This window comes from Microbacterium sp. MMO-56, from assembly GCF_037146215.1.
GTDB lineage: Bacteria > Actinomycetota > Actinomycetes > Actinomycetales > Microbacteriaceae > Microbacterium.
On sequence record NZ_JBBCVW010000001.1, the window covers coordinates 32,482 to 58,805 of the forward strand.

Below are 26,324 nucleotides of genomic sequence, written 5' to 3' on the forward strand. Positions count from 1 at the left end.
ATGACGACCCGAGCAACCCGCAGTCCGCGGCGGCGCACCGTCGTCGCCCTCGCCGTCGTCCTGGCGGTCCTGGGAGCCTTCGTCGTGCGCCTCGTGGACATCCAGGTCGTCAACGCCAACGATCACGTCGCCGACTCGCGCGCCTTCGCGACGGGCGCGTCGCAGACCATCTACGCCGCGCGCGGCGAGATCGTCGACACCAACGGCTCCGTGCTCGCGACGAGCACGATGCTGTACGACGTGCAGATCGACCCGATGCTGGCCGCCCAGGGGATCGACAAGACCGACGCCGACGGCACGACCGTCGAGGACGCGAAGGGCGACCCCGTGAAGGTGCCCTGGTCGGAACTGGCGGGACGCATCGCCGCCGTCACCGGTCAGTCGGCGGCCGACGTGCAGAAGATCGTCGACGAGGCGCTCGCGATCGACCCGGACAAGCGCTATGCGATCATCAAGCAGTTCGTCTCGACCGAGGAGTACCGTGCCCTCGCGGCACTGAAGCTGCCTTTCCTGACCTTCCCGTCGCACCCCTCCCGGACCTACCCGGACGGTGCGGTCGCCGGCAACATCCTGGGCTTCGTCGGATCCGACGGCACGCCGCTCGAAGGCCTCGAAGACCTGCAGAACTCGTGCCTCGCCGCCCACAACGGCACTCTGAGGTACCAGAGCGGGGCGGACGGCGTCATCATCCCCGGAACCGAGGTGGAGGATCCCGCCGTCGCCGGCGGCACTCTCAAGCTCACGATCGACACCGACCTGCAGTGGTACCTGCAGCAGCTGATCGCCGAGGAGACCGCGAACTACCAGGCCGACTGGGGCGGGATCATCGTGATGGAGGCCAAGACCGGCAAGATCCGTGCGATCGCCGAGACCCCGACGGTGGATCCCAACGACCCGGGCGCCTCGGCCCCCGAGGACCGCGGCTCGCGGCTGCTGCGGGTCTCCTACGAGCCCGGCTCGACGTTCAAGCCCGTCACCGCGGCCACGGCGATCGAGCAGGCGGGCCTCACCCCCACCTCGACCGTGCAGGTGCCGGATCGGATGCAGTTCCCCAACGGGGCGGTGATCAACGACTCCGAGAGCCACCCGACGCAGAACCTGACCCTCACCGGCGGACTCGTCGAGTCCTCCAACGTCGCGATGTCGCAGTTCGGCACGCTCGTCTCGCCGGAGGTGCGCCAGCAGTACCTCGAACGGTTCGGCGTCGGCGGCGGCGACGCCCTCGGCTGGTCGGGGGCGCCCGACGCGGGCTTCTCCGCGGATGCCAAGGACTGGGACAACCAGACCTACTACACCACGACGTTCGGCCAGGCCTTCACGGTGACCCCGGTGCAGGTGGCGAGTGTCTTCCAGACCATCGCCAACGGCGGTGTGCGGATGCCCGCGAGCCTCGTCGAGTCGTGCACGGAGCCCGACGGCACCGTCGTCACCCCCGACGAGCCCGCACCGCAGCAGGTCATCAAGCCCGAGACCGCGGCGGAGGTCTCCCAGATGCTCGAGAACGTCTACGCCCAGGGGACGCTCGCCGACGACATCAAGATCCCGGGGTACCGCCTCGCGGTCAAGACGGGCACCGCGCAGGTCCCGGACGGAGCCGGCGGCTACAAGGACGGCCTGTTCATGACGTCGCTGGCCGGGTTCGCTCCCGCCGATGATCCGCAGTACGTTGTTCTGACGCTGTTCGACGAGCCCAAGACGAACCGGATGTCGTCCGCGAACCGGTCCGTCTTCAAGAAGGCGATGATGCAGGTGCTGACCCACTATCGCGTGATGCCCTCGAACACCCCGACCCCCCTGCTGCCCATCATGAATTGACGCGCCCCCGCGCGTGAGGAACCACAGCCATGATCCGGATCACCCTCGGAGAGATCGCAGAGGCCGTCGGGGGAACCCTCGACGTGTTCGGCGATGACACCGCCGCGACCCTCGTCGGCGGCGCGGTCGACACCGACTCGCGCGTCCTCGGTCCCGGCGACGTCTTCGTCGCCAAGCCCGGGGAGACGACCGACGGTCACCGATTCGTCGGCGCGGTCGCCGAGGCCGGCGCCGCCCTCGCGATCGTCGAGCGCCCCGTCGACGCACCGATCTCGCAGATCGTCGTCCCGGACGCCGTCGACGCCCTCGCCGATCTGGCGCGCGCGGTGGTGGCGCGCGTGCGTGCGGGCGGCCGCCTCACCGTGACCGGCATCACCGGCTCCAACGGCAAGACGACGACCAAGAACCTCCTCGCGCGGATCCTGCAGGACGAGGGCGAGACGATCGCCCCCCGCGGGTCCTACAACAACGAGGTCGGCGCGCCGCTGACGATGCTGCGCGTCACGGCGGACACCCGCTACCTCGTCAACGAGTTCGGCGCCTCCGGTCCCGGCGAGATCGCCCGGCTCGCAGGCCTGGTCACCCCCGACGTGGGCGTCGTGCTCATGGTCGGACTCGCGCACGCCGGCGGGTTCGGCGGAGTCGAGGAGACCCTCAAGGCCAAGACCGAGCTCGTCCGAGCCATCCGCCCCGGCGGGGTCGCCGTGCTCAACGCCGACGACCCCCGAGTCGTGACGATGGCGGACGTCGCGGCGGAGCGCGGCCTCTCGGTGCGCTGGTTCGGCCGCGGCCCGGACGCCCACGTCCGCGCCGAGGACGTGGAGGTCACGGCCTCCGGCACCACGTGCGTCGTCGTGGCGGACGGGGAGCGCATCCCGCTGCGCCTGCGCGTCCTGGGGGAGCACCACGTGATGAACGCGCTCGCGGCGATCACGGCCGCGGGCGTGCTCGGAGTGAGCCCCGCGGCGGCGATCGCGCGACTGGAGACCGTCGAGGTCGCCGAGCGCTGGCGCATGCAGCCGCTCGGATCGGACCGCGTCCGCATCATCAACGACGCGTACAACGCCAGCCCCGACTCCATGTCCGCCGCGCTGCGCACCCTCGCGCAGATCACCGGTCCGGGGGAGCGCACGGTCGCCGTCCTCGGGGCCATGAGCGAGCTCGGCGAGCAGGCCGGGGAGGAGCACGACCGCGTCGGGCTCCAGGCGGTGCGGCTGCGGATCCAGCGCATCGTCGTGGTCGGGCGCGAGGCGCGACGCCTGTACCTCGCGGCCATCGCCGAGGGGTCGTGGGACAGCGAGGCCGTCTTCTTCGAGACGGCGGACGAGGCGTACGACTACCTCCTCACGGAGCTGCGCGACGGCGACCGTGTCCTGGTGAAGTCGTCGAACTCCGCGGGGCTGCGGCATCTCGGCGATCGTCTGGGAGAATCGTTCTCGTGAGATCCCTGCTGACCGCCGCGACGATCTCCCTCGCCTTCACCCTCTTCCTCACGCCGCTGTTCATCCGGCTGTTCGAGAAGATCGGCTGGGGGCAGGTGATCCGCACCGAGGACGGCAACAACCCGCAGCACCAGGCCAAGCGGGGGACTCCCACGATGGGCGGTGTCGTGTTCATCCTCGGCGCCGTCGTCGGCTACTTCGTCGGCACGCTCACCGGCGGCGCCCCGCCGTCGACCTCGGGACTGCTCGTCATCTGGATGATGGTCGGACTCGGCGTCGTCGGATTCGTCGACGACTTCATGAAGGTGCGACAGCAGCGCAGCCTCGGACTCTCCGGCTGGCGCAAGATCGTCGGTCAGGTGCTCGTGGCGGTCCCCTTCGGGATCTTCGCCCTGAACTTCCCGGACGAGTACCGCCAGACGCCCGCGTCGCCGTACATCTCGTTCTTCCGGGACATCCCCATGCTCTCGTTCATGGCGCTCGGCGTCGTGGTGGGCTGGATCGCCTATCTCATCTGGGTGTCGTTCCTGTCGGTCGCGTGGTCGAACGCCACCAACCTGACCGACGGCCTCGACGGCCTCGCGACCGGTGCGGGCATCTTCACGGTCTCCGCGTACAGCCTCGTGACGTTCTGGCAGTTCCAGCAGCGGTGCATGTCGGAGGCCCTCGTCACCGCCTATCAGGCGGCCTGCTACGACACCCGCGACCCGATGGACCTCACGATCATCGCGGCGGCCTTCGTGGGCGCCCTCGTCGGGTTCTTGTGGTGGAACGCCCCCAAGGCGAAGATCTTCATGGGAGACGTGGGGTCGATGGCGATCGGCGGCGTCATCGCCGCCATGGCGATCCTCTCGCGCACCGAGATCCTCTCGATCATCGTCGCGGGCGTCTTCATCATCGCCCCGGGCTCCGTCATCCTGCAGCGGTGGTACTTCAAGGCGACCGGCGGGAAGCGCCTGTTCCTCATGAGCCCGTTCCACCACCATCTCGAGATGCGCGGCTGGCCGGAGATCACGATCGTCGTGCGGATGTGGATCATCGCGGGGATGCTGGCGGTGTCGGGGGTCGGGCTGTTCTACGTCGCATGGCTGGCCTCGCTGTGAGCGGGCGCGACCTCGACGCCCTGCGCAGCTGGCACGCCGATTGGCGCGGCCTCCGGGTGGCCGTGCTCGGCCTGTCGATGACCGGGTTCTCCGTCGCCGACACGCTCGCCGAGCTCGGCGCCGAGGTCCTCGTCGTCAGCGAGAGGGCGGACGAGGAGTACGCGCGCCTGCTGCCCGTGATCGGCGCGCGTCTGTGGACGGGCCCGCTCGACGCGGCGCCCGACGAGCTCGTCGCGTTCGCCCCCGAGGTCGTCGTGGCCTCGCCCGGCTTCGCCCCGCACCATCCGCTCGTCCGCTGGACGCGAGAGGCCGGGATCGCGCTCTGGGGCGACATCGAGCTGGCCTGGCGCGTGCGCGACAAGGTCCTCCGTCCGGACGGCACCCCGGCGGCGTGGGTCCTCATCACCGGGACGAACGGCAAGACCACGACGACGCGGCTCACCGCCGCGATGCTCGCCGCGGACGGGCGACGCGTCGCACCGGTCGGCAACATCGGCGTGCCGGTGCTCGACGCCGTGCGCGATCCGGGCGGCTTCGACGCCCTCGTCGTCGAACTGTCGAGCCACCAGCTGTGGTACCTGTCGCTGCAGGACGGATCCGATGCGGTCTCGCCGCACGCGGCGGTCTGCCTGAACCTCGCCGACGACCACCTGCAGTGGCACGGCTCCGCGGCCGCCTACCGCGATGCCAAGGCGGTCGTCTACCGCAACACCCGTATCGCGTGCATCTACAACAAGGCCGATGCGGCCACCCGGGAGATGGTCGAGGAGGCAGACGTCGTCGAGGGATGCCGGGCCGTCGGCTTCGACCTGGGCGTCCCCGGCCCGAGCGACGTCGGTCTCGTCGACGGCATCCTCGTCGACCGCGCCTTCCTCGAGGAACGGCGCACGAGCGCCCTCGAGCTCACGACCGTGGCCGATCTCGCCGCCCACGGGCTGGCCGCCCCGCACATGGTCGCGAACATCCTCGCAGCGTCCGCTCTCGCCCGCTCGCTCGACGTCGCGCCGTCGGCGATCGCCGCAGCTCTCGAGGCCTTCCGGCTCGATCCGCACCGCATCGAGGTCGTCGCGACGTCGGCGGGCATCACGTGGGTCGACGACTCCAAGGCCACCAACCCCCACGCGGCGGCCTCGTCGCTCGCGGCCTTCCCGGGCGCCGTGTGGATCGTCGGAGGTCAGCTCAAGGGCGTCGACATCTCCGATCTGGTCGCCGCTCGCGGCGCCGGCGTGAAGGCCGCGATCGTGATCGGCCTCGAACGCGCCGAGATCGCGGCGGCGTTCGCACGACACGCGCCCGCCATTCCGCTCTTCGAGGTCGACCACGCCCAGACTGAAGACGTCATGGCGCAGGTCGTCGACCTGGCCGCGGGAATCGCCCGTGACGGAGACGTGGTCCTCCTCGCTCCGGCGGCGGCATCCCTCGACCAGTTCGCGTCGTACGCCGAGCGGGGCGCTCGCTTCGCGGAGGCGGTGCGAGCGCGTATCGCCCGACACGACGAGAGCGGGAACGACGGCCGGACGGCCGCAGACGGAGGGGGAGCCGGTGGCGACGACCACGACGAGGCGGACCCGGCCGACGACGGCGCCCGCTGAGGCCGAGGGGTCGGCCAAGCGGGGCTTCGCCGCGCGCGTCTCCCTGGGGCGCGCGTTCGCCCCCGTGCCGAGCGAGTTCCTGCTGATCGCGTCGACGGCGTTGCTGCTCACGGGCTTCGGCCTCGTGATGGTGCTCTCCGCGACCATGGCGGACGCGGTGGCCGAGGGGGCGAGCCCGTTCGAGGTGGTGATGAAGCAGGCGACGTTCGCGCTCATCGGCATCCCGCTCATGTTCGTCGCCAGTCGCTTCCCGATCGCGTTCTGGAAGAAGATGGCCTGGCCCGCGCTGATCGTCACGCTCGGGTTCCAGCTGCTGGTCTTCGTCCCCGGTCTCGGCATCGTCAACGACGGCAACCAGAACTGGATCCAGATCGCCGGGTTCCAGATGCAGCCCTCCGAGTTCCTCAAGCTCAGCCTCGCGCTGTGGCTCGGATACGTCATGTACCGCAAGCAGTCGCTGCTGCGCCTGTGGCGGCACGTCTTCATCCCCGTCGTGCCCGTGGGCGGCCTGGTGATCGGCCTCGTCGCCGTCGGCAGCCACGACCTCGGCACGGGGTTGATCCTCATGGCGATCCTGCTCGGCTGCCTCTTCTTCTCCGGGGTGCGGCTGCGGCTGTTCCTCATCCCGCTGATCCTGGTGAGCGTCGTCGCGGCCGTGGCGGCCATGACGAGCGAGAATCGGATGCGCCGCATCACGCAGCTGTTCGAGATCGACAGCGAGTCCTGCTACACCACGTCGTGCTACCAGGCACTCCACGGCATCTTCGGACTCGCGAACGGCGGCGTCTTCGGCCTCGGGCTCGGCAACTCGCGCGAGAAGTACGGGTGGCTGCCGGCGAAGGCGAACGACTACATCTTCGCGATCCTCGGCGAGGAGCTCGGGCTGATCGGATGCCTCGTCGTCCTGCTGCTGTTCACCCTGTTCGCCGTCGGCGCGTTCCACATCATCCGCAAGACCGACGACCCGTTCATCCGTATCGTCTCCGGCGGCATCACGGTGTGGATCGTCGGACAGGCACTCGTCAACGTCGGCGTCGTGCTGCGGCTCCTCCCCGTCCTGGGCGTCCCGCTGCCGTTCATGTCGCAGGGCGGCACCTCCCTGCTCTCGGTGCTGATGGCGTGCGGGGTGCTGCTGTCCTTCGCGCGCACGCTGCCGACGCGCGCCCCGGTGCTCGCCCCCGCCCCGCGCCGCTGACCGCGCCGCGCGCGTGCCGGTCCGCCGCGCGCGTCGAGACCGCGGTCAGGCGTCGAGACCGTGGTGATGCGTCGAGACCGTGGGTGTGGTCGTGGGTTTCGACGTGGGGGCGCGGTTTCGGCGGGATGGCCGGGGCCGGCCGGTGGACACGTCGAGACCGTGGTGATGCGTCGAGACCGTGGCTAGGCGTCGAGACCGTGGGTGTGGTCGTGGGTTTCGATGCGCGGGCGTGGTCTCGCCGCACGGGCGTGGCCTCGGAGGGTGATGCGTCGAGACCGGGATGACACGCCTAGACCGCGGTGATGCGTCGAGACCGTGCTGGTGCGTCGAGACCACGGTGCTGCGTCGAGACCGTGCTGGTGCGTCGAGACCGTGGCGCTGCGTCCAGACCGCGGGTGTGGTCGTGGGTTTCGACGTGGGGGCGCGGTCTCGCCGCGGACGGACGGGCGGGCGGCGGGCGGGTGGACGGGCGGACGGCGGACGGGCGGTCGGGCGGACGGGCGGACGGGCGGTCGGTCGGGCGGACCGCGGGGGACGGCGCGGCGGCGGGTAGGCTCGGGGCGATGACCGAGCAGCCTGCGACGACGTATCTCCTGGCCGGTGGCGGGACGGCCGGGCACGTGAACCCCCTCCTCGCCGTCGCGGACGGTCTGCGCGAGCGCGACCCGCGCGCGTCGGTGCTGGTCCTCGGCACCGCGGAGGGCCTCGAGGCGCGGCTCGTCCCGGCCCGCGGCTACGAGCTGCTGATCGTCGACAAGGTCCCCTTCCCCCGTCGCCCCGACGGTGCGGCGCTGCGATTCCCGATGGCGTGGCGACGGGCGGTCGCCCAGGTGCGCGGACACATCCGCGACCGCGGCGTCGACGTCGTGGTCGGCTTCGGCGGGTACGCCTCCGCGCCCGCGTACGTGGCGGCGCGTCGGGAGGGCATCCCGTACGTCGTGCACGAGGCGAATGCCCGGCCGGGGCTCGCGAACGTCCTCGGCGCGCGCGGCGCGGCGCGCGCGGGCGTCGTCTTCGAGGGCACCCCCCTGCGGGGAGCGCGTGTGGTGGGGATGCCGCTGCGCCACGAGATCGTCGACCTCGACCGGGACGCACGCCGAGCGGAGGCGGCCGCGGCGTTCGGGCTGGATGCCGCGCGCCCGGTGCTCCTCGTCTTCGGCGGATCCCTCGGCGCGCAGCGCCTGAACGAGGCCTTCGCGGACGGATGGCGTGACGTCGTCGATGCCGGCTGGCAGGTGCTGCACGCCGTGGGGGAGCGCAACACCGTGATCGATCCCGGGCACCCCGACTACCGCCCCGTCCCGTACCTCGACCGGATGGACCTCGCCTTCGCCCTCGCCGATGCGATCGTGTCGCGCTCGGGCGCCGCGACGGTCGCCGAGGTCAGTGCCCTGGGCATCCCCGCGGTGTACGTGCCGTACGCGGTCGGCAACGGCGAACAGGCCCTCAACGCGGCGTCCGTCGTGCGGGCGGGTGCGGCGCGGATCATCCCCGACGCGGAGTTCAGCGCCGAACGGGTGCGCGCGGAGGTCGTGCCGCTGCTGCGCGATGCGGAGGCCCTCGCCGCCCTGCGGGTCGCCGCCGTCGGCGTCGGGACCCGCGCGGGCACCGAGAACGTCATCGGCCTGATCGACGAGGCGATCGCCGGCTGACCGTCGGCGACGTCCCCCGCATCGACCGGCGCGCGGCCCGACGTCGTCTGCTATGCCGTCCCGCGCAGCGCCGCCGCGACGAGCCCGAGCGCCTCGTCGGGGTCGACCCGCAGCGTCCGCACCTGCTCCGCGAAGGCTGCGGCGGCGCGCTGCACCTGCTGCGTCGCGACGTCCCCCTGCGCCGCGACGAAGCTGCCGTGGCGCCCCCGGGTCTCGATGAACCCCGCGACCTCGAGCTCCCGGTATGCCCGCGCGACGGTGCCGGGGGCGATCCCGAGCTCCTCGGCGAGCCGGCGCACCGTGGGCAGCCGGGTGCCGGCGGCGAGCTCGTGCGATGCGATGTCGTCGACGAGCTGCGCGCGCAGCTGCTCGAACGGCGGCACCGGCGAGGCCGGGTCGACGACGATCACGCGGTGCTCCCGAGGGGGACGTGGATGCCGTGCGGATGCAGCTGCCGTCGCAGCGGAGCGCCCGCCGTGGGGTAGACGAAAGCGATCGGCAGCTGCGCCCAGAGGAAGAGCGTGAACGCCCAGGCGGGCACAGCATCCGCGCCGGCGACCACGGCGACCACCGCGAGCGCGATCGCGGCGATCGAGAGGACTGTCGCCGTCTGGCGGCAGGCGTTCACCGCGCTCGCGCGCAACGCGTCGTCCCAGGCGAGCTCGAGCTCGGAACCGGCGGGCTGGGGTCGTCCGAGGATCGCCGCGTCGAGGCGGGGCAGTCCGATCGCGGTGCCGACCGCCAGCGCGGCGACGACGAGCGTGATCACCGCGACCTCCGGTCGGGGTGCTGCGCCGCGGGCGAGCATCCACACGACCCACGCCCCGGCGATGCCGGCGGCGGCGGCCAGCACCCACGGCAGGATCCAGCGTCCGGGTCCGAGGTAGTCGCGCGCCGTGGTCGCGCGCGACCGGGCGACGCGCGGCGACCCCAGCGGCGGGCGGAACAGACGCTCGCGCAGCGCTACGACCGTCGCGCTCACCATGGCCGCGAGCAGGAGCACGGGGGCGAACACGGCGATGGGGTAGAGCGCACTGGCGCCGAGCGGGGAGGCGAGCAGGACGATGCAGACGGCGCAGGCGATGGTCAGACCCGCGAACTCGACGACCTTGCTGCGTCTCATGTACGCCTCGAGCGCGTCGGCGGATGCCGCAGGCACGGGCAGCCGGGATCGATCCGCGAATCGTCCGAGCGCCCGGAGGGCTATCGTCGGCCGGGTCGCGGCGAGCGCTGTCGCGACGGCGAAGGTCACGGTCGCGCCGGCGAGCAGCACGCCGAAGAGGACACGCAGGGCGGAGGGGTCAGCCATGACTCTTTTGTATCTCGCTTCGTATCAATGTGTCAATACATTGGGGGTGCAAAGGGGGAGGGCCGCCGGCGTCGCCGGTCGCCGTGGTCTCGACGCCCCACTCCGACGTCCACGACGCCGCCTGCTGATCCGCGCGCCGTGTCGGGGCTCACAGGGGGCCGACCTAGACTTGTCGGGCCATGATTCGACCCGACCTGAGCCTGCCCATCCCCGACGAGATCTCCGTCGCCCACTTCATCGGGATCGGCGGCTCCGGCATGTCCGGGCTCGCCGGGATGTTCCTGGATCGCGGCATCCGCGTGTCCGGGTCCGACCGCGCCGACAGCGCGGCGCTGCGTGCGCTCGCCGAGCGCGGTGCCGACGTGCACGTCGGGCACGACGCGGCGAACCTCCCCGCCGACGCCGATGCCGTGATCCACACGGGGGCGATCTGGCCCGAGAACCCGGAGTTCCTCCTCGCCAAGGAGCGTGGCCTGCACGTCATCCACCGCTCTCAGGCCCTCCACTGGCTCATCGGCGGGCGACGTCTCGTCAGCGTCGCGGGGGCGCACGGCAAGACGACCTCGACCGGGATGCTCGTGACCGCCCTGCAGTCCCTCGGTGCATCTCCGACCTTCGTCAACGGCGGCGTCATCGCCGACCTCGGCGTCTCCAGCGGCACCGGCTCCGACGACCTGTTCGTCATCGAGGCCGACGAGTCGGACGGCACCTTCCTCCTCTACGACACGTCCGTCGCCCTCATCACGAACGTCGACCCCGACCACCTCGACCACTGGGGCAGCCGCGAGGCGTTCTACGACGCCTTCGTCCGCTTCGGCGACGGCGCGAGCGAGGCGGTCGTCATCAGCGCCGACGATCCGGGCGCGCGACGGGTCGCCGCTGCTCTGCGCCACCCCCGTGTCCTCACGTTCGGCGAGGACGCCGCCGCCGACGTCCGCGTCGCCGAGATCGTGACCGACGGCCCCGTGACGTTCACCCTCACCTACGACGGCGAGACGGTGCCGGGTCGCCTCGCCGTGCCGGGCGCCCACAACGCGATCAACGCCGCGGGCGCGGTCGCGGTGCTGCTCACCCTCGGCCACGCGCTCGAGCCGGCGCTGCGCGCCGTCGAGGGCTTCGGCGGGACGGTGCGCCGCTTCGAGCTCCACGGGGTCGAGCGCGGGGTCAGCGTGTTCGACGACTACGCGCACCATCCGACCGAGGTGGCCGCCGCTCTCGTCGCCGCGCGCACCGTCGTGGGCGGGGGGCGACTCATCGCCATCCAGCAGCCGCACACGTACTCGCGCACGCAGGAGATGTACCGCGAGTTCGCCGACGTGCTCGAGACGTACGCCGACCACACCGTGATGCTCGACGTCTACGGCGCGCGCGAGGATCCGGTTCCCGGTGTCACCGGCGAGCTCGTCAGCGGAGCCTTCGCCGATCCGCAGAACGTCCGCTTCGTCCCCGACTGGCAGGCGGCCGCGGACTACACGGCGTCCATCGCCCGCCCGGGCGACTACGTCATCACCCTCGGCTGCGGGAACGTGTACCTCATCATCCCGCAGGTGCTGCAGGCCCTCGCCGAGACCGAGGCGTAGGGATGCGCCGTCCGGTTCCGCTGCCGACGGAGCGCCCGGCGCCCTCGGCGCGTCCGGACGTGCCCGCCGACCTCGACGCCACCGGCCCCGACCTGCTGCCCGCTCCTCGGCCGCGCCGGTCGTCGCCGTCCACCGCGGACGACCCGGGGCAGGATGACGCGGCCCCGACCGCGTCCGCGGCGCCCTCCGTCACGCGCGCGCCCGGCGCCCCCGGAGCGCCTGCCGGCGTGGACGGAGCGGGGGAGGACTCCGTCGACGGGATCCGGGTCCGTGAGGTCTGGTCTGCGGCCCGCGCCCGTCGGAAGGCCCTGCGCGCCGAGGTGCGCCGGTTCACCGTGCGGCAGCGCCGGCGTCGGATGCTCTGGATCGGCGTTCTCGGCGCACTCGTCGTCCTCGTGCTCGGCAGCATCGGCGCCGCCTACAGCCCGCTGTTCGCCGTCGAGCGCGTGCGCGTCGTCGGCACCCAGACGCTCGACCCGGCGGCCGTCGAGGCGGCTCTGTCCGGTCAGGTGGGCGTCCCCCTTCCCCGCGTCGACGCATCGGCGGTGAAGGCGGCGCTGGTGGCGTTCCCGCTCGTGGAGTCCTACACCCTGGAGGCTCGTCCGCCGCACGAGCTGGTCGTCCGCATCGTCGAGCGCACCCCGATCGGCTCCCTCGAGTCGGCGGCCGGATACACGCTGGTGGACGCGGCCGGCGTCGCGCTCTCGACCACCCCGCAACCGCCGCCCGGGCACCCCGTGCTCACCGTGGAGGGCGGCGTGGGCTCACCCGCGTTCGACGCGATCGGCACGGTGTTCCGGTCGCTTCCGGACGACATCCGTGCCCAGGTCACCGCCATGTCGGCCACGACCGCGAACGACGTCACCCTCACCCTCGGCGGAACCGGCACGCAGGTCGTCTGGGGGAACGCCGACGACTCGGAGCTCAAGTCCGTCGTGCTCGCCAAGGCGATGACCGCGCTGCCGCCGAGCGGTGTCTCGAGCTACGACGTGTCCTCGCCGGGCACGGTCGTCACCCGCTGAGGTCGCGGGCTCGCGGATATCGCCGCCGATTGCGCGACACGCCCAGAATCGCGGGGGTGCGCGTGGCGGCGCCGCATACCTTCAGACCAGGAATTGCATACTCGGCAATTCTTTAAACCTCAACTTGAAGTTCAAGGTTGGGGGTTCAAGGTTTAGGGCGGTTCGGGACGAGATGGAGGTCGGCATGAGCCAGAACCAGAACTACCTCGCGGTGATCAAGGTCGTGGGTGTGGGTGGCGGCGGCGTGAACGCCGTCAATCGGATGATCGAGCTCGGGCTGCGGGGCGTGGAGTTCATCGCGGTGAACACCGACGCGCAGGCGCTGCTGATGAGCGACGCCGACGTGAAGCTCGACGTGGGCCGCGAGCTCACTCGCGGGCTCGGCGCGGGCGCCGACCCGGAGGTCGGTCGTCGTGCGGCCGAGGACCACGCGGAGGAGATCGAGGAGGCCCTGGCGGGCGCCGACATGGTCTTCGTCACCGCCGGCGAGGGCGGCGGCACCGGCACGGGCGGCGCGCCCGTCGTGGCGCGCATCGCCAAGTCGATCGGCGCCCTGACAATCGGTGTCGTCACGCGGCCGTTCTCCTTCGAGGGCCGTCGCCGACAGAGCCAGGCCGAGGCCGGCGTCAACAAGCTCAAGGAAGAGGTCGACACCCTCATCGTCGTGCCGAACGACCGGCTGCTGGAGATCAGCGACCGGGGCATCTCGATGATCGAGGCCTTCGCCACGGCCGACCAGGTGCTCCTCGCCGGTGTGCAGGGCATCACCGACCTCATCACCACGCCGGGTCTCATCAACCTCGACTTCGCCGACGTCAAGTCGGTCATGCAGGGTGCCGGGTCCGCGCTCATGGGCATCGGGTCGGCGCGCGGCGCCGATCGCGCGATCAAGGCCGCCGAGCTCGCGGTCGAATCGCCGCTGCTCGAGGCCTCGATCGAGGGTGCGCACGGCGTGCTGCTGTCGATCCAGGGCGGCTCGAACCTCGGGATCTTCGAGATCAACGACGCCGCGCAGCTCGTCCGTGAGGCTGCCCATCCGGAGGCGAACATCATCTTCGGCACCGTCATCGACGACACTCTCGGCGATGAGGTGCGCGTGACGGTGATCGCGGCCGGATTCGACGGCGGCGAGCCGCAGGCGCGCATCGAGCCGATCACGACGCAGCGTCCGAACGCCGCGCCTGTGCTGCCCGCCGTGCCGGCGGATCAGGCGGCCCGCGAGGCGCCCGTCGTCGAGGAGCGCGAGCCGGTCGCCGTGTCGACCCCGAGCGAGTCGTACGACTCGGTTTACGGTGCCGACGACCTGGACATCCCCGACTTCCTGAAGTGACGATCGCGGGGAGCGCCGAGGCGGCCGACCTGGCGACACGGCTGGCCGACCTCGACGCGCGCATCCGCGACGCGGCGAGGTCGGCGGGCCGTTCGCCCGAGGAGCTCACCCGGATCGTCGTGACGAAGTTCCACCCCGCCCGGCTCGTGGCCGACCTCCACGAGCTGGGCGTGCGCGACGTGGGGGAGAGCCGCCAACAGGAGCTCACCGCGAAGCGGGCCGAGCTGCCGTCCCTCGACCATCTGCGCTGGCACTTCGTCGGTCAGGTGCAGTCGAAGAAGGCGCGAGCCGTGCGCGCCGCGTCGGATGCCGTGCACTCCGTGGACCGGGACCGGCTGGCCGATGCTCTGCATGCCGCCGATCCGGACGGCGACGCGCTCGACGTCTTCGTCCAGGTGAACCTGACCGACGACCCGGCGCGCGGCGGCGTCGCTCCCGCCGACGTCCGGCGCCTCGCCGATCACATCGCGCAGGCCTGCCCGTCGCTGCGCCTGCGGGGCGTGATGGCCGTCGCGCCCCTGCGGGACGCCCCGGCGGCGGCGTTCGAGCGTCTCGCGTCGTGCGCCGAGGCCGTGCGCACGGTCGTCCCGGATGCCACGTGGATGTCGGCGGGGATGTCGGGCGATTTCGCCGAGGCGATCGCCGCCGGCGCGACACACCTGCGGATCGGCACGGCAATCACCGGTCCGCGACCCCCACACGGTTAACCTCGACACAGACGAGCAAACGGAGGATGCGATGTCGAACCCGCTCAAGAAGACCATGGTGTACCTGGGCCTCGCCGACGAGGAAGAGATCTATGACGAGCCTGTCGCAGAGACCCCCGCGCGCACGCGCAGCACGCCCGAGCGCACGGTCGAGAAGGCCGCGCCGGTGACGCCCCTGCATCGCCCCGCCGTCGTGCGTCAGCCGACCGCGGGCACCGTGAGCGAGATCCTGACCGTCCACCCCAAGCAGTACCGCGACGCGCAGCTGATCGCCGAGAACTTCCGCGACGGCATCCCCGTCATCATCAACCTGTCGCAGATGAGTGACGCCGACGCGCGCCGCCTCATCGACTTCGCGAGCGGTCTGTCGCTCGGCCTGTACGGGCGCATCGAGCGGGTCACCAGCAAGGTGTTCCTCCTCTCGCCGGAGTCCGTCGCGATCTCGGGCGACGGCACCCTCGCGCCGGCCGACCCCGAGGCGGCTCCCTTCACCCAGTAGACGTGGAGGTCGTGCGCCTGGCGGCATCCGTCGTCAACCTGCTTCTCCTCGTCTATCTGCTCATGATGCTGGCCCGACTCGTGCTGGAGTACATCCCCCTCTTCAACAGGGAGTGGCGACCGCGCGGCATGGGCCTGATCCTGGCGGAGGTCGTCTTCACGGTGACCGACCCGCCGCTGAAGTTCCTGCGGAGGCTGATCCCGCCGCTGCGTCTGGGGCCGATCGCCATCGACCTCGGATTCCCGCTGACGATGCTCGTCGTCTTCATCCTGATGTCCATCACCGGCGCGCTGTCGCGCGCCTGACGCTCGCCTCGCACGCCCGGGATGTGCGGACTATGCTGTCTCCATACGGGCCCGCTCATCGCGGGCTGACCCGAGCGGTTCGCGTCGTGAGCCCCCGAAAGAGGTAACACCATGGCTTTGACCCCCGAAGACGTCGTCACGAAGCAGTTCCAGCACGTCCGCTTCAAGGAGGGTTTCGACCCCGACGAGGTCGATGACTTCCTCGACGAGATCGTCGTCGAGTGGCGCAAGACGATCGCCGAGAACGAGGAGCTCAAGGCGCGCGTCGCCGAGCTCGAGTCCGGTGCCGCTGCGGCGCCGGCGGCCGAGGCCCCCGTCGAGGAGCCCGTCGCCGAGCCCGAGCCGGAAGCCGTCGTCGAAGAGGTCGTCGAGGAGGCGCCCGCTCCCGCCGCGGTGGCGCCCGCCGCCGCCTCGGCCGGCATCATCGAGCTGGCTCAGCGCCTGCACGACGAGCACGTCGCCGAGGGCCAGGCCCAGCGCGACAAGCTGATCTCGGACGCCGAGGCCAAGGCCGCGTCGATCCTCGCCGACGCCGAGGCGAAGGGCCGCGACGAGATCGCCCGCCTGGACGCGGAGCGCGCCACCCTCGAGACCCGCATCAGCGAGCTGCGTCAGTTCGAGCGCGACTACCGTTCGCAGCTGCGCGGCTTCATCGAGGAGAAGCTGCGCGACCTCGACGTCGCCGGCGCGACCTCGGGCACGCCCGTCTCGGCCTCCTGAGCAGGACGGTGGAAGGCCGCACACGACTGCGTCCGTCGACGGCCGGCATCCTCATCGCGATCTTCGCGGTGGCGGTGCTGGCCGTCGACCAGTTCACGAAGCACCTCGCACTGCAGAACCTTCCGTATCAGCAGGCGGTCCCCGTCTGGGGAGACGTCCTGCAGCTGTACCTGACGCGCAACCCGGGCGCGGCGTTCTCGCTCGGTGAAGAGGTGACGTGGGTGTTCACCCTCGTCCTCGCCGCCGCGGCCCTGCTGATCCTGTTCCTCGCCGCCACGCGCGTGCGCGGTCGTGCCTGGGCGGTCGTGCTGGGCCTGCTGCTCGGCGGGATCCTCGGGAACCTCACCGATCGCCTCTTCCTCGACCCCGGCTTCGGCGTCGGTCACGTGGTCGACTTCATCTACACCCCCTGGATGATGCCGGCGATCTACAACGTCGCGGACATGTTCATCGTCACGATGATGATCGGGGTCGCGCTCCTCGTGCTGATGGGCATCCATCTCGACGGCTCGCGCGAGGCGCGCCGGAAGGACGGCACTGCCGGCGACTCCGAGGGCGAGTCGGCGCAGCCCGATCCCGCATCGGGCGCGCGCGCGGCGGACGTCTGATGCCGGTGCGGGCTCTCCCCGTGCCCGACGGGCTCGACGGTGTGCGCGTGGATGCGGCGCTCGCGAAGCTCCTCGGGTTCTCGCGCACGTTCGCGGCGGAGGTCGCGGAGGCCGGCGGCGTCCGCCAGGACGGGCGGGTGCTGGGCAAGAGCGACAAGCTGCGGGCCGACGGCTGGCTCGAGGTCGACTGGGAGGACCGGCGTGAGCCGGAGATCGTCCCGATCGCCGTGCCCGACCTCGGCATCGTGTACGACGACGACGACATCGTCGTCGTCGACAAGCCGTCCGGCGTCGCCGCACACCCCTCCGTCGGATGGGAGGGGCCGACCGTGCTGGGCGCGCTCGCGGCGGCCGGGTTCCGCATCGCGACGACCGGCGCCGCGGAGCGCCAGGGCGTCGTGCACCGCCTCGACGTGGGCACGAGCGGTCTCATGGTCGTCGCGAAGACCGAGCGGGCGTACACCGCGCTCAAGCGGGCGTTCAAGGAGCGCGAGGTCGACAAGATCTACCACGCGGTCGTGCAAGGGCACCCCGATCCGCTCGCGGGCACGATCGACGCACCGATCGGACGCCATCCGTCCCATTCGTGGAAGTTCGCCGTCACCCCGGACGGCAAGGACTCGGTCACGCACTACGAGACGCTCGAGGCCTTCCCGTCGGCGTCGCTGCTCGAGATCCACCTCGAGACCGGGCGGACGCATCAGATCCGGGTCCACATGGCCGCGCACCGTCATCCGTGCGTGGGTGACCCGCTCTACGGCGCGGACCCGACGCTGTCCGCCCGTCTCGGCCTGACCCGTCAGTGGCTCCATGCGCACGAGCTTTCCTTCGCCCACCCGGTGACGACGGACTGGGTCACCTTCTCGAGCGCGTATCCCGCCGACCTCGCCCATGCCCTCGAGGTGCTACGCGGCTGACCGATCCTGGGCCGGTGAGTGCCGGTCGTCGGATCGGTGGTGCGGATGCAGCCTTCCGTGGCGCCGAGGTGGACACCGGCCCCACCGGTCCGACGACCGGGATCGTCACCCGGCGGAGTCCATGCCTCGGGGCGCATGCCTCGGGGCGTACGAGCGGATGCCTAGCCTGGAGGGATGACCGACCTCTCGACCCGCCCGTGGCTCGCCTCCTACGCGGACGGCGTCCCCGCCGACATCGAGCCCGTCACGCAGACGCTGGTCGACATGCTCGACGACGCCGTGGCGCGGTACCCGGCGCGACCCGCACTGGAGTTCTTCGGTGCGGTGACGAGTTATCGGCGCCTGGGCGACGAGGTCGCACGGGCGGCGGAGGGGCTCCGTCGCCTCGGCGTCCGCGCGGGGGACCGGGTCGCCCTGATCCTCCCGAACTGCCCACAGCACGTCGTCGCCTTCTACGCCGCCGCGCGACTGGGCGCGATCGTCGTGGAGCACAACCCCCGCTACACCGCGCCCGAGCTCCGCCACCTGTTCGAGGTGCACCACGCCCGCGTGGCGATCGTCTGGGACGCCGTGGCCGACACGATCGCGGAGTTCCCCTCCGACATCCGGCCCGAGCGCGTGGTGGCCGTCACGATGCCCGACGCCATGCCCTGGCGCGTCCGCGCGGCCCTGCGCCTGCCGCTGCCGAAGGCCCGGCGCTCGCGTGCGGCCCTCACCTCGCGGCCGCGGGCGAAGGGCGTCGCGTCGTGGTCCTCGCTCCTCGGCCGCCGGCTGGCACGCCGTCATGCCCGCCCCGCCCTCGACGACATCGCCGTGCTGCAGTTCACGAGCGGCACGACGGGCCGCCCCAAGGCGGCGGTCCTCACCCACCGCAACCTGCGCTCGAACGCCGCGCAGTCCGAGGCGTGGGTGCCGGGCCTCCGTCACGGCGACGAGGTGTTCTACGCGGTCCTGCCGCTCTTCCACGCCTACGGCCTGACGCTGTGCCTGACGACCGCAATCTCGATCGGTGCCCGCATCGTCCTGTTCCCGACCTTCGACGTCGGACTCACCCTCGCGGCGCTCCGTCGGACGCCGCCGACCTTCCTCCCGGCGGTCCCGCCCATCTACGACGCTCTCGCGCGGGCGACGGCGCGCGCGGGGGTCGACCTGTCGAGCCTGCGCAACGCGATCTCCGGCGCGATGGCACTCCCCGCCGCGACGGTGGAGCGCTGGGAGGAGGCGACGGGCGGCATCCTCGTCGAGGGGTACGGGATGACCGAGTCGTCGCCGATCAGCATCGGCAACCCGATGGGCCCTCTGCGCCGTACCGGCACGGTGGGCGTGCCGTTCCCGAGCACCGAGATCCGGGTCGTCGACCCCGAGGACCCGACCGCGGACCGTCCCACGGGCGAGCCGGGGGAGCTGCTGGTGCGGGGTCCGCAGGTGTTCCGCGGGTACTGGAACCAGCCCGACGAGACGGCGCGCACGCTCCTCGCCGGAGGATGGCTCCGCACGGGCGACATCGTCGTGGCGGATGCCGACGGCTTCGTCACGGTCGTCGACCGGCTGAAGGAGCTCATCATCACGGGAGGGTTCAACATCAGTCCGAGCGAGGTCGAGAACGCGCTCCTGCTCGATCGGGACGTCGTTGATGCCGCCGTCGTGGGGATCCCGCGGCCCGACGGCGGCGAGGCCGTCACCGCCGCCGTGGTGCTGCGCGAGGGCGCGGCGTTCGACGCCGACCGGCTGCGCGCGCACGCCCGAGAGCATCTGACGGGGTACAAGGTGCCCCGATCGATCGAGCGCTTCGACGCCCTGCCGCGCTCGCTCGTCGGCAAGGTGATCCGGCGCGAGGTGCGCGAGGAGATCGTGCGCCGTCGCGCGCGCTGACGCCGACCTTCACGCTGAACTCGAAGGTGAGGCGAGCCCGCGACGGATCGGCGGGATCGCGGTGCCGATGTCGGAGGTCTTCGTAGACTCGAAGGGTGGCATCCGACTCCTTCGTTCATCTGCACGTGCACAGCGAGTACTCGATGCTGGACGGAGCCGCCAAGATCGGGGCGATGACCCAGGCGGCGGCCGACTACGGCATGCCCGCGATCGCCGTCACCGACCACGGCAACACGTTCGCGGCGTTCGAGTTCTACAAGGCGGCCAAGGCGGCCGGCGTCAAGCCCATCATCGGGCTCGAGGCCTACGTGACGCCCGGCACGCACCGCAGCGACAAGTCCCGCGTGTCCTGGGGATCTCCCGATCAGAAGAGCGACGACGTCTCGGGCTCGGGCGCGTACACCCACATGACCCTGTGGAGCCAGAGCACGCAGGGGATGCACAACCTCTTCCGCCTGAGCTCGCTGTCGAGCATGGAGGGGTACTACTTCAAGCCGCGCATGGACCGCGAGCTCCTGCAGACCTACGGCAAGGGCCTCATCGCGACGACGGGGTGCCCGTCCGGCGAGGTGCAGACCCGGCTGCGGCTCGGACAGTACGACGCGGCGCGCGCCGCCGCCGCCGAGTTCCAGGACATCTTCGGCAAGGAGAACTACTTCGCCGAGATCATGGACCACGGGCTCTCGATCGAGCGCCGCGTGATGACCGACCTGATCCGGCTGTCGAAGGATCTCGACATCCCGCTCGTGGCCACGAACGACTCGCACTACACGCATCAGCACGAGGCGGACGCCCATGAGGCCCTCCTGTGCGTGCAGTCGGGGTCGACCCTCGACGACCCGAACCGGTTCAAGTTCGACGGTGACGGCTACTACATCAAGACGGCCGGTGAGATGCGCCAGCTCTTCCGCGACCACCCCGAGGCGTGCGACAACACGCTGCTGATCGCCGAGCGGTGCGAGGTCGAGTTCAACACCTCGGCGAACTACATGCCGCGCTTCCCGGTGCCCGACGGCGAGACCGAGGACAGCTGGCTCATCAAGGAGGTCGAACAGGGCCTGCACTACCGCTACCCGGCCGGCATCCCCGACAAGGTGCGCGCCCAGGCCGAGTACGAGACCGGCATCATCCTGCAGATGGGCTTCCCGGGATACTTCCTCGTCGTCGCCGACTTCATCAACTGGGCCAAGGACAACGGCATCCGGGTCGGGCCGGGCCGCGGCTCGGGAGCCGGCTCGATGGTCGCCTACGCGATGCGGATCACCGACCTCGACCCCCTCGAGCACGGTCTCATCTTCGAGCGCTTCCTCAACCCCGATCGCGTGTCGATGCCCGACTTCGACGTCGACTTCGACGACCGTCGTCGCGGCGAGGTGATCGAGTACGTCACCGAGAAGTACGGCTCCGAGCGCGTCGCCCAGATCGTCACCTACGGCACGATCAAGTCGAAGCAGGCGCTGAAGGACGCCGGGCGCGTCCTCGGCTTCCCGTTCAGCATGGGCGAGCGGCTCACGAAGGCCATGCCCCCCGCGGTGATGGGGAAGGACATGGAGCTCGGCGGCATGTTCAGCCCGGAGCACCCGAGGTTCAAGGAGGCGAGCGAGTTCCGCGCGCTCGTCGAGTCGGATCCGGATGCCAAGACGGTCTTCGACCGCGCGCTGGGGCTCGAGGGACTGAAGCGCCAGTGGGGCGTGCACGCCGCCGGCGTCATCATGTCCTCGGAGCCGCTGCTCGACATCATCCCGATCATGCGGCGCGAGCAGGACGGGCAGATCGTCACGCAGTTCGACTATCCGTCGTGCGAGACCCTCGGCCTGATCAAGATGGACTTCCTGGGGCTGCGCAACCTCACGATCATCTCGGACGCGCTCGACAACATCCGGATGAACCGGGGGGAGGAGCTCGATCTCGAGCATCTCGAGCTCGAGGACCGTCCCGCGTACGACCTGCTCACCCGCGGCGACACGCTCGGCGTGTTCCAGCTCGACGGCGGCCCGATGCGGTCGCTGCTCCGCCTCATGAAGCCCGACAACTTCGAGGACATCTCGGCCGTCATCGCGCTCTACCGCCCCGGTCCCATGGGTGCGAACTCGCACACCAACTACGCGCTGCGCAAGAACGGTCTGCAGCCGATCACTCCGATCCACCCCGAGCTGGAAGAGCCGCTGCGCGACATCCTCGACACCACCTACGGCCTGATCATCTATCAGGAGCAGGTCATGGCGATCGCGCAGAAGGTCGCCGGGTTCTCGCTCGGACAGGCCGACATCCTGCGTCGGGCGATGGGCAAGAAGAAGAAGTCCGAGCTCGACAAGCAGTACGAGGGCTTCTCGGGCGGCATGAAGGAGCGCGGCTTCGGCGAAGGGGCGATCCAGGCGCTGTGGGACATCCTGCTGCCGTTCTCCGACTACGCGTTCAACAAAGCCCACTCGGCCGCGTACGGGCTCGTCTCGTACTGGACGGCGTACCTCAAGGCGCATTACCCCGCCGAGTACATGGCCGCGCTGCTCACGAGCGTCGGCGACTCGAAGGACAAGATGGCGGTGTACCTTAACGAGTGCCGCCGCATGGGCATCCGCGTGCTCCCGCCCGACGTCGGGGAGTCGATCCGGTACTTCGCCGCCGTCGGCGAGGACATCCGCTTCGGTCTCGGCGCGGTGCGCAACGTCGGGGCGAACGTCGTCGACGGCATCGTCGCGGCCCGCGAGGGTGCGACGTACGCCTCGTTCCACGACTTCCTCGACAAGGTGCCGCCGCACGTCGCGAACAAGCGCACGGTCGAGTCGCTCATCAAGGCCGGGGCGTTCGACTCGATGGGCGACACGCGTCGCGCACTCATGGAGATCCACGAGGACGCCGTCGAGGCGGCGGTCGACCGCAAGCGCAACGAGGCGCAGGGCGCGATTGGATTCGACTTCGACAGCCTGTACGACGCCGCCGAGGAGGCCGTGCCGGCCAAGGTACCCGCTCGGCCGGAGTGGACGAAGAAGGACAAACTGGCCTTCGAGCGCGAGATGCTCGGTCTGTACGTCTCGGACCACCCGCTCGCAGGTCTCGAGATCCCGCTCGCGAAGCACGCGTCGACGTCGATCCACGATCTGCTGGCCGATGAGGACGTCGCCGACGGCGACATCGTCACGGTCGCGGGACTCGTCACGAGCGTGCAGCATCGCGTCGCGAAGCAGAGCGGCAACCCGTACGGCATGATCACGGTCGAGGACTTCGACGGCGAGGTGACCGTCATGTTCATGGGCAAGACGTACACCGAGTTCCAGTCGATGCTCGTCGCCGACAGCATCCTCGTCGTCCGCGGGCGCGTCTCGCGGCGCGACGACGGGCTCAACCTGCACGGGCAGTCCGCCTTCGTGCCGGATCTGGGGGCGGTGGACGCCTCCGGGGCTCTCGTCCTGCTGATGCCCGAGCACCGCGCGACCGAGACCACCATCGGCGAGCTCGCGCGCGTCTTCCAGCGTCATCCCGGCAGCTCCGAGGTCACTCTGAAGCTCCACAAGGGGGGCACGGCGAAGGTCTTCGACGTGCCGGCGCGCGTCGGCGTCTCGGTGGACCTCTACGGAGAACTGAAGGGGCTGCTGGGGCCCCAGTGTCTCGGCTGACGCACATGTCCGGAAATGCGTCGCGGGTAGAATCGTCCGCGACGAACCCGTCGTGGAAGGATCGATCATCGTGACCGACGAGAAGCACATCCCCGCGCCCGAGAGCACACCCGAGGACGCGTCGGCGTCCACACGCGAGACGACCGAGCAGGGCGGTCTCGACGACGGTTTCGCGGGCGCTCCGCACGAGGAGGCCGGCCTCTCTGCGGAGGTGCCCGCCGACGAGCCGGGGGAGCGGGCGCCCGCGGAATCCGCCGATCCGGACGTGACCTTCGCCTCGGTGTCCGACGCCTTCGCCGCCGTCACCGACGGCCCGGACGGGGTGGACGAGGCCGCTCCGCCGCAGTACGGAGTCGGACCGTTCTCCCTCCGCGAGGTGGCGCTCGGCGGAGTGTGGCTCGTGGCCTTCGTCGTGTCGTTCTTCCCCATCTACGGCGAGATCGTCGGCGGGCGCTCGGTCTGGAACGGCGGCATCGACTGGGTGCTCACCATCGGCGTCCCGACCGTGGCCGTGTTCCTGCTGCTGCTTCGTCGTCTGTCGCCCCAGGGCATCCGTCGTGTCGGATCGCTGGGCATCGACCAGTTCGCCTCGGTCGCCTTCACGGTGTCGATGGTCATCTGGCTCGGAACGCTCTGGTCGTCGTTCGTGTCGCTGGCCGGCCAGCGGATCTTCCTCGCCACCTGGGTCGTGTGGGTCGAGTTCATCCTCATGCTCGCCGGCGTCCTGCTGACGGTGTTCGCCCCGCTGTTCCCCACCATCGGCGACGACTTCCGTCACCGCTCCGAGGTGCCCGCCCACCGCTTCGCCCGCCCCGCCCGCCCCGTCGTGGCCCGCCCGGTCGCCCCGCGGCCGGCGCCGTCCGCTCCGGTGCCGAGCGCGGAGCCCGAGACCGGCGTCGCGGCGGCGTCCGTCGACGCGTCGCAGACCACGGTCCCCCCGGTCGCGGAGCCCGAGGTCGCCGTCGATACGGTCGCGGCACCCGCCGCGTCGCAGGCCTTCTGGGCGCTCGCACCCGTCGAGCGCACGGTCGTGGACGACGCCGGCACCCCGCTCTTCACGATCGGACCCACCGCGTGGGCCCTCGTGATCGAGGACCGCGGCGACCGCTTCGTGGTCCGCCACGACGACGGCCGGATCGGGTATCTCACCGACGTCTCCGGCGTCACACGCGGCTGAGCGGGCGCACCGGTCCGTTAGCCTGGACGGATGCTCCGCACGATCGATCTCCGCGGCCGTGAGCTCAGCACGGCCGAGCTGCTCGCCGCCGTCCCGCGCGCCCAGGCCGCGCGCGCTCAGGCTCTGACCGCCGCCGCCGACATCGTCTCCGATGTGCGCGAGCGGGGCGAGTCCGCGCTGCGCGAGCAGGCGGAGCGCTTCGACGGCGTCAGCGGGCACGAGATCCGGGTGCCCGCCGACCACCTCGACGACGCGCTGGAGGCCCTCGATCCCGCCGTGCGCGCCGCGCTCGACGAGGCGATCCGGCGCGTGCGCGCCGCGTCGGCGGCGCAGGTGCCCGCCCCCTCGCTCACCGCACTCGGTCCGGGTGCGCGGGTGGAGCAGCGATGGCAGCCGGTGCGCCGGGCGGGTGTGTACGTGCCCGGCGGCAAGGCCGTCTATCCGTCGAGCGTCGTCATGAACGTGGTCCCCGCGCAGGTCGCCGGCGTGGGGGAGGTCGCGCTGGCCTCGCCGCCGCAGGCGGCCTTCGGCGGGCGCGTCCACCCCGACATCCTCGCCGCCGCGAAGCTGCTGGGGATCACCGAGGTCTACGCGATGGGCGGCGCCGGCGCGATCGGCGCGTATGCGCACGGTGTCGAGGAGATCGGACTCGACCCCGTCGACGTCGTCTCCGGCCCCGGCAACAACTTCGTGGCCGCCGCGAAGCGAGCCGTCGCGGGACTCGTCGGCACCGACTCCGAGGCCGGCGCGACCGAGATCCTCATCGTCGCCGACGACGGCGCGGATGCGGCCCTCGTCGCCGTGGACCTGATCAGCCAGGCGGAGCACGACGAACAGGCATCCGCGGTTCTGGTCACCTGGTCGGAGGATCTCGCCCGCACGGTGCGCGCCGAGGTGGGTCGGCGGGTCTCCGCGACCCGCAACGGGGCGCGGGCGCAGACGGCGCTGGAGGGTCCCCAGTCGGCCGTCGTCCTGGTCGACGACCTCGCCGCGGCCACCGCGTTCAGCAACGCCTACGCGCCCGAGCACCTCGAGCTGCACCTGCGCGACCCGCGCGCGGAGGAGTTCGTGAACGCCGGCGCGGTCTTCGTCGGCGACTACTCCCCGGTGAGCCTCGGCGACTACCTCGCCGGCAGCAACCATGTCCTGCCGACCGGGGGACAGGCACGCTACGCATCCGGGCTCTCCGCGTCGACGTTCCTGCGTCCGCAGCAGGTGATCGAGTACGACCGTGCGGCCCTCGCGGCGGTGAGCGATGCGATCGTCGCCCTCGCCGAGGCCGAGGCCCTCCCCGCGCACGGCGAAGCCGTCACGGCGCGCTTCGCCGGATCGGAGGGCTGAACCGTGCACTGTCCCTTCTGCCGTCACGCCGACTCCCGTGTCATCGACTCGCGCACGAGCGACGACGGTCTCAGCATCCGCCGACGCCGCCAGTGCCCCGAGTGCGGCGGACGGTTCACGACGATCGAGACGGCGAGCCTCAACGTCATCAAGCGCTCCGGCGTGATCGAGCCGTTCAGCCGGGAGAAGGTCATGTCGGGCGTGCGCAAGGCATGCCAGGGTCGACCGGTGACGGAGGCCGACCTGGCGGTCCTCGCGCAGGCCGTCGAAGAGGCGGTGCGCCAGACCGGATCGTCGCAGATCGACACCAACGAGATCGGCCTGACGATCCTCGCGCCCCTGCGCGACCTCGACGAGGTCGCCTATCTCCGCTTCGCGAGCGTCTACCAGGCGTTCGACTCGCTCGAGGACTTCGAGGCGTCGATAGCGCAACTGCGCGCCGATCACGCGGCTGCGCGGGCGGACGCGACCGAGACGGCGTAACGGGTTTCTCCCGGGACCGCGGCGTCGCGACCCGTGTCGGC

At 71.2% G+C, this 26,324-nt stretch carries 22 protein-coding genes; 20 read left to right on the plus strand and 2 right to left on the minus strand.

All coding sequences use genetic code 11. The annotated features are described in order from the left end of the window. The 6 genes from WFI00_RS00155 (at position 1) to WFI00_RS00180 (ending at position 8,799) form a co-directional block, all read left to right on the plus strand. Complete coding sequence (locus WFI00_RS00155) at positions 1 to 1,815, plus strand: peptidoglycan D,D-transpeptidase FtsI family protein (RefSeq protein ID WP_336633100.1); 1,815 nt, start codon at positions 1 to 3, stop codon at positions 1,813 to 1,815. Between the two features lie 29 nt (positions 1,816 to 1,844). Next, complete coding sequence (locus WFI00_RS00160) at positions 1,845 to 3,257, plus strand: UDP-N-acetylmuramoyl-tripeptide--D-alanyl-D-alanine ligase (protein ID WP_336633099.1); 1,413 nt, start codon at positions 1,845 to 1,847, stop codon at positions 3,255 to 3,257. After that, positions 3,254 to 4,360 carry a phospho-N-acetylmuramoyl-pentapeptide-transferase gene (mraY, locus tag WFI00_RS00165; RefSeq protein WP_336633098.1) on the plus strand — a complete coding sequence of 369 codons (1,107 nt, stop codon included), beginning with the start codon at positions 3,254 to 3,256 and terminating at the stop codon, positions 4,358 to 4,360. The genes WFI00_RS00160 and mraY overlap by 4 nt, the downstream gene beginning before the upstream one ends. Next, the gene (gene murD, locus WFI00_RS00170) at positions 4,342 to 5,952 is read left to right on the plus strand and encodes a UDP-N-acetylmuramoyl-L-alanine--D-glutamate ligase (protein ID WP_336633097.1); all 1,611 of its coding nucleotides are present in this window, start codon (positions 4,342 to 4,344) and stop codon (positions 5,950 to 5,952) included. The genes mraY and murD overlap by 19 nt, the downstream gene beginning before the upstream one ends. Further along, complete coding sequence (ftsW, locus tag WFI00_RS00175) at positions 5,903 to 7,147, plus strand: putative lipid II flippase FtsW (RefSeq protein WP_336633096.1); 1,245 nt, start codon at positions 5,903 to 5,905, stop codon at positions 7,145 to 7,147. Before murD ends, ftsW begins: the two co-directional genes overlap by 50 nt. A 563-nt stretch (positions 7,148 to 7,710) precedes the next feature. Further along, a complete protein-coding gene (locus WFI00_RS00180; protein ID WP_336633095.1) occupies positions 7,711 to 8,799 on the plus strand; it encodes a UDP-N-acetylglucosamine--N-acetylmuramyl-(pentapeptide) pyrophosphoryl-undecaprenol N-acetylglucosamine transferase in 1,089 nt (362 codons plus the stop codon). A gap of 50 nt (positions 8,800 to 8,849) precedes the next feature. On the opposite strand, the gene WFI00_RS00185 is transcribed toward WFI00_RS00180, so the two are convergent. Both WFI00_RS00185 and WFI00_RS00190 read right to left on the minus strand, forming a co-directional pair. Then, positions 8,850 to 9,209 (minus strand): GntR family transcriptional regulator, encoded by a 360-nt coding sequence (locus WFI00_RS00185; RefSeq protein WP_336633094.1) that lies wholly within the window; start codon positions 9,207 to 9,209, stop codon positions 8,850 to 8,852. Continuing rightward, positions 9,206 to 10,108 (minus strand): hypothetical protein, encoded by a 903-nt coding sequence (locus tag WFI00_RS00190; protein WP_336633093.1) that lies wholly within the window; start codon positions 10,106 to 10,108, stop codon positions 9,206 to 9,208. The genes WFI00_RS00185 and WFI00_RS00190 overlap by 4 nt, the downstream gene beginning before the upstream one ends. Positions 10,109 to 10,287: 179 nt before the next feature. Between WFI00_RS00190 and murC the strand changes: the two genes are divergently transcribed. From murC to nrdR, 14 genes are all read left to right on the plus strand, one after another. Next, on the plus strand, positions 10,288 to 11,688 hold the full coding sequence (murC, locus tag WFI00_RS00195) for a UDP-N-acetylmuramate--L-alanine ligase (RefSeq protein WP_336633092.1): 1,401 nt from the start codon (positions 10,288 to 10,290) through the stop codon (positions 11,686 to 11,688). 2 nt (positions 11,689 to 11,690) lie between these two features. Then, positions 11,691 to 12,710, plus strand: coding sequence for an FtsQ-type POTRA domain-containing protein (locus tag WFI00_RS00200; RefSeq protein ID WP_336633091.1), 1,020 nt, complete (start codon positions 11,691 to 11,693; stop codon positions 12,708 to 12,710). Between the two features lie 184 nt (positions 12,711 to 12,894). Further along, positions 12,895 to 14,040, plus strand: coding sequence for a cell division protein FtsZ (gene ftsZ / locus WFI00_RS00205; protein ID WP_336633090.1), 1,146 nt, complete (start codon positions 12,895 to 12,897; stop codon positions 14,038 to 14,040). Beyond that, positions 14,037 to 14,747 carry a YggS family pyridoxal phosphate-dependent enzyme gene (locus WFI00_RS00210; protein WP_442928276.1) on the plus strand — a complete coding sequence of 237 codons (711 nt, stop codon included), beginning with the start codon at positions 14,037 to 14,039 and terminating at the stop codon, positions 14,745 to 14,747. Before ftsZ ends, WFI00_RS00210 begins: the two co-directional genes overlap by 4 nt. Positions 14,748 to 14,778: 31 nt before the next feature. Further along, entirely contained in the window at positions 14,779 to 15,246 is a 468-nt protein-coding gene (locus tag WFI00_RS00215) for a cell division protein SepF (RefSeq protein ID WP_336633089.1), read from the plus strand. 2 nt (positions 15,247 to 15,248) lie between these two features. Next, positions 15,249 to 15,551, plus strand: coding sequence for a YggT family protein (locus tag WFI00_RS00220; RefSeq protein WP_336633088.1), 303 nt, complete (start codon positions 15,249 to 15,251; stop codon positions 15,549 to 15,551). Between the two features lie 111 nt (positions 15,552 to 15,662). After that, a complete protein-coding gene (locus WFI00_RS00225; protein ID WP_336633087.1) occupies positions 15,663 to 16,271 on the plus strand; it encodes a DivIVA domain-containing protein in 609 nt (202 codons plus the stop codon). An 8-nt stretch (positions 16,272 to 16,279) separates the two neighbouring features. Further along, positions 16,280 to 16,879 carry a signal peptidase II gene (lspA, locus tag WFI00_RS00230; protein WP_336633086.1) on the plus strand — a complete coding sequence of 200 codons (600 nt, stop codon included), beginning with the start codon at positions 16,280 to 16,282 and terminating at the stop codon, positions 16,877 to 16,879. Next, on the plus strand, positions 16,879 to 17,796 hold the full coding sequence (locus WFI00_RS00235) for an RluA family pseudouridine synthase (protein ID WP_336633085.1): 918 nt from the start codon (positions 16,879 to 16,881) through the stop codon (positions 17,794 to 17,796). Before lspA ends, WFI00_RS00235 begins: the two co-directional genes overlap by 1 nt. A gap of 174 nt (positions 17,797 to 17,970) precedes the next feature. After that, positions 17,971 to 19,668, plus strand: coding sequence for a long-chain-fatty-acid--CoA ligase (locus WFI00_RS00240; RefSeq protein WP_336633084.1), 1,698 nt, complete (start codon positions 17,971 to 17,973; stop codon positions 19,666 to 19,668). A 143-nt stretch (positions 19,669 to 19,811) separates the two neighbouring features. Continuing rightward, the gene (gene dnaE, locus WFI00_RS00245) at positions 19,812 to 23,282 is read left to right on the plus strand and encodes a DNA polymerase III subunit alpha (RefSeq protein WP_442928279.1); all 3,471 of its coding nucleotides are present in this window, start codon (positions 19,812 to 19,814) and stop codon (positions 23,280 to 23,282) included. Positions 23,283 to 23,352: 70 nt separating this feature from the next. After that, positions 23,353 to 24,459, plus strand: coding sequence for a hypothetical protein (locus WFI00_RS00250; protein WP_336633082.1), 1,107 nt, complete (start codon positions 23,353 to 23,355; stop codon positions 24,457 to 24,459). A gap of 30 nt (positions 24,460 to 24,489) precedes the next feature. After that, positions 24,490 to 25,800 (plus strand): histidinol dehydrogenase, encoded by a 1,311-nt coding sequence (hisD, locus tag WFI00_RS00255; protein WP_336633081.1) that lies wholly within the window; start codon positions 24,490 to 24,492, stop codon positions 25,798 to 25,800. Positions 25,801 to 25,803: 3 nt separating this feature from the next. Continuing rightward, positions 25,804 to 26,283, plus strand: coding sequence for a transcriptional regulator NrdR (nrdR, locus tag WFI00_RS00260; protein ID WP_336633080.1), 480 nt, complete (start codon positions 25,804 to 25,806; stop codon positions 26,281 to 26,283). Positions 26,284 to 26,324 lie beyond the last annotated feature (41 nt).

Bases quoted from the DNA above. Each gene is read 5' to 3' on its own strand.
- WFI00_RS00155 (WP_336633100.1), top strand. From the start codon at position 1: ATGACGACCCGAGCAACCCGCAGTCCGCGGCGGCGCACCGTCGTCGCC.
- WFI00_RS00160 (WP_336633099.1), top strand. From the start codon at position 1,845: ATGATCCGGATCACCCTCGGAGAGATCGCAGAGGCCGTCGGGGGAACC.
- murD (WP_336633097.1), top strand. From the start codon at position 4,342: ATGGCTGGCCTCGCTGTGAGCGGGCGCGACCTCGACGCCCTGCGCAGC.
- WFI00_RS00180 (WP_336633095.1), top strand. From the start codon at position 7,711: ATGACCGAGCAGCCTGCGACGACGTATCTCCTGGCCGGTGGCGGGACG.
- WFI00_RS00190 (WP_336633093.1), bottom strand. From the start codon at position 10,108: ATGGCTGACCCCTCCGCCCTGCGTGTCCTCTTCGGCGTGCTGCTCGCC.
- murC (WP_336633092.1), top strand. From the start codon at position 10,288: ATGATTCGACCCGACCTGAGCCTGCCCATCCCCGACGAGATCTCCGTC.
- WFI00_RS00200 (WP_336633091.1), top strand. From the start codon at position 11,691: ATGCGCCGTCCGGTTCCGCTGCCGACGGAGCGCCCGGCGCCCTCGGCG.
- ftsZ (WP_336633090.1), top strand. From the start codon at position 12,895: ATGAGCCAGAACCAGAACTACCTCGCGGTGATCAAGGTCGTGGGTGTG.
- WFI00_RS00215 (WP_336633089.1), top strand. From the start codon at position 14,779: ATGTCGAACCCGCTCAAGAAGACCATGGTGTACCTGGGCCTCGCCGAC.
- WFI00_RS00225 (WP_336633087.1), top strand. From the start codon at position 15,663: ATGGCTTTGACCCCCGAAGACGTCGTCACGAAGCAGTTCCAGCACGTC.
- WFI00_RS00235 (WP_336633085.1), top strand. From the start codon at position 16,879: ATGCCGGTGCGGGCTCTCCCCGTGCCCGACGGGCTCGACGGTGTGCGC.
- WFI00_RS00240 (WP_336633084.1), top strand. From the start codon at position 17,971: ATGACCGACCTCTCGACCCGCCCGTGGCTCGCCTCCTACGCGGACGGC.
- dnaE (WP_442928279.1), top strand. From the start codon at position 19,812: ATGCTGGACGGAGCCGCCAAGATCGGGGCGATGACCCAGGCGGCGGCC.
- hisD (WP_336633081.1), top strand. From the start codon at position 24,490: ATGCTCCGCACGATCGATCTCCGCGGCCGTGAGCTCAGCACGGCCGAG.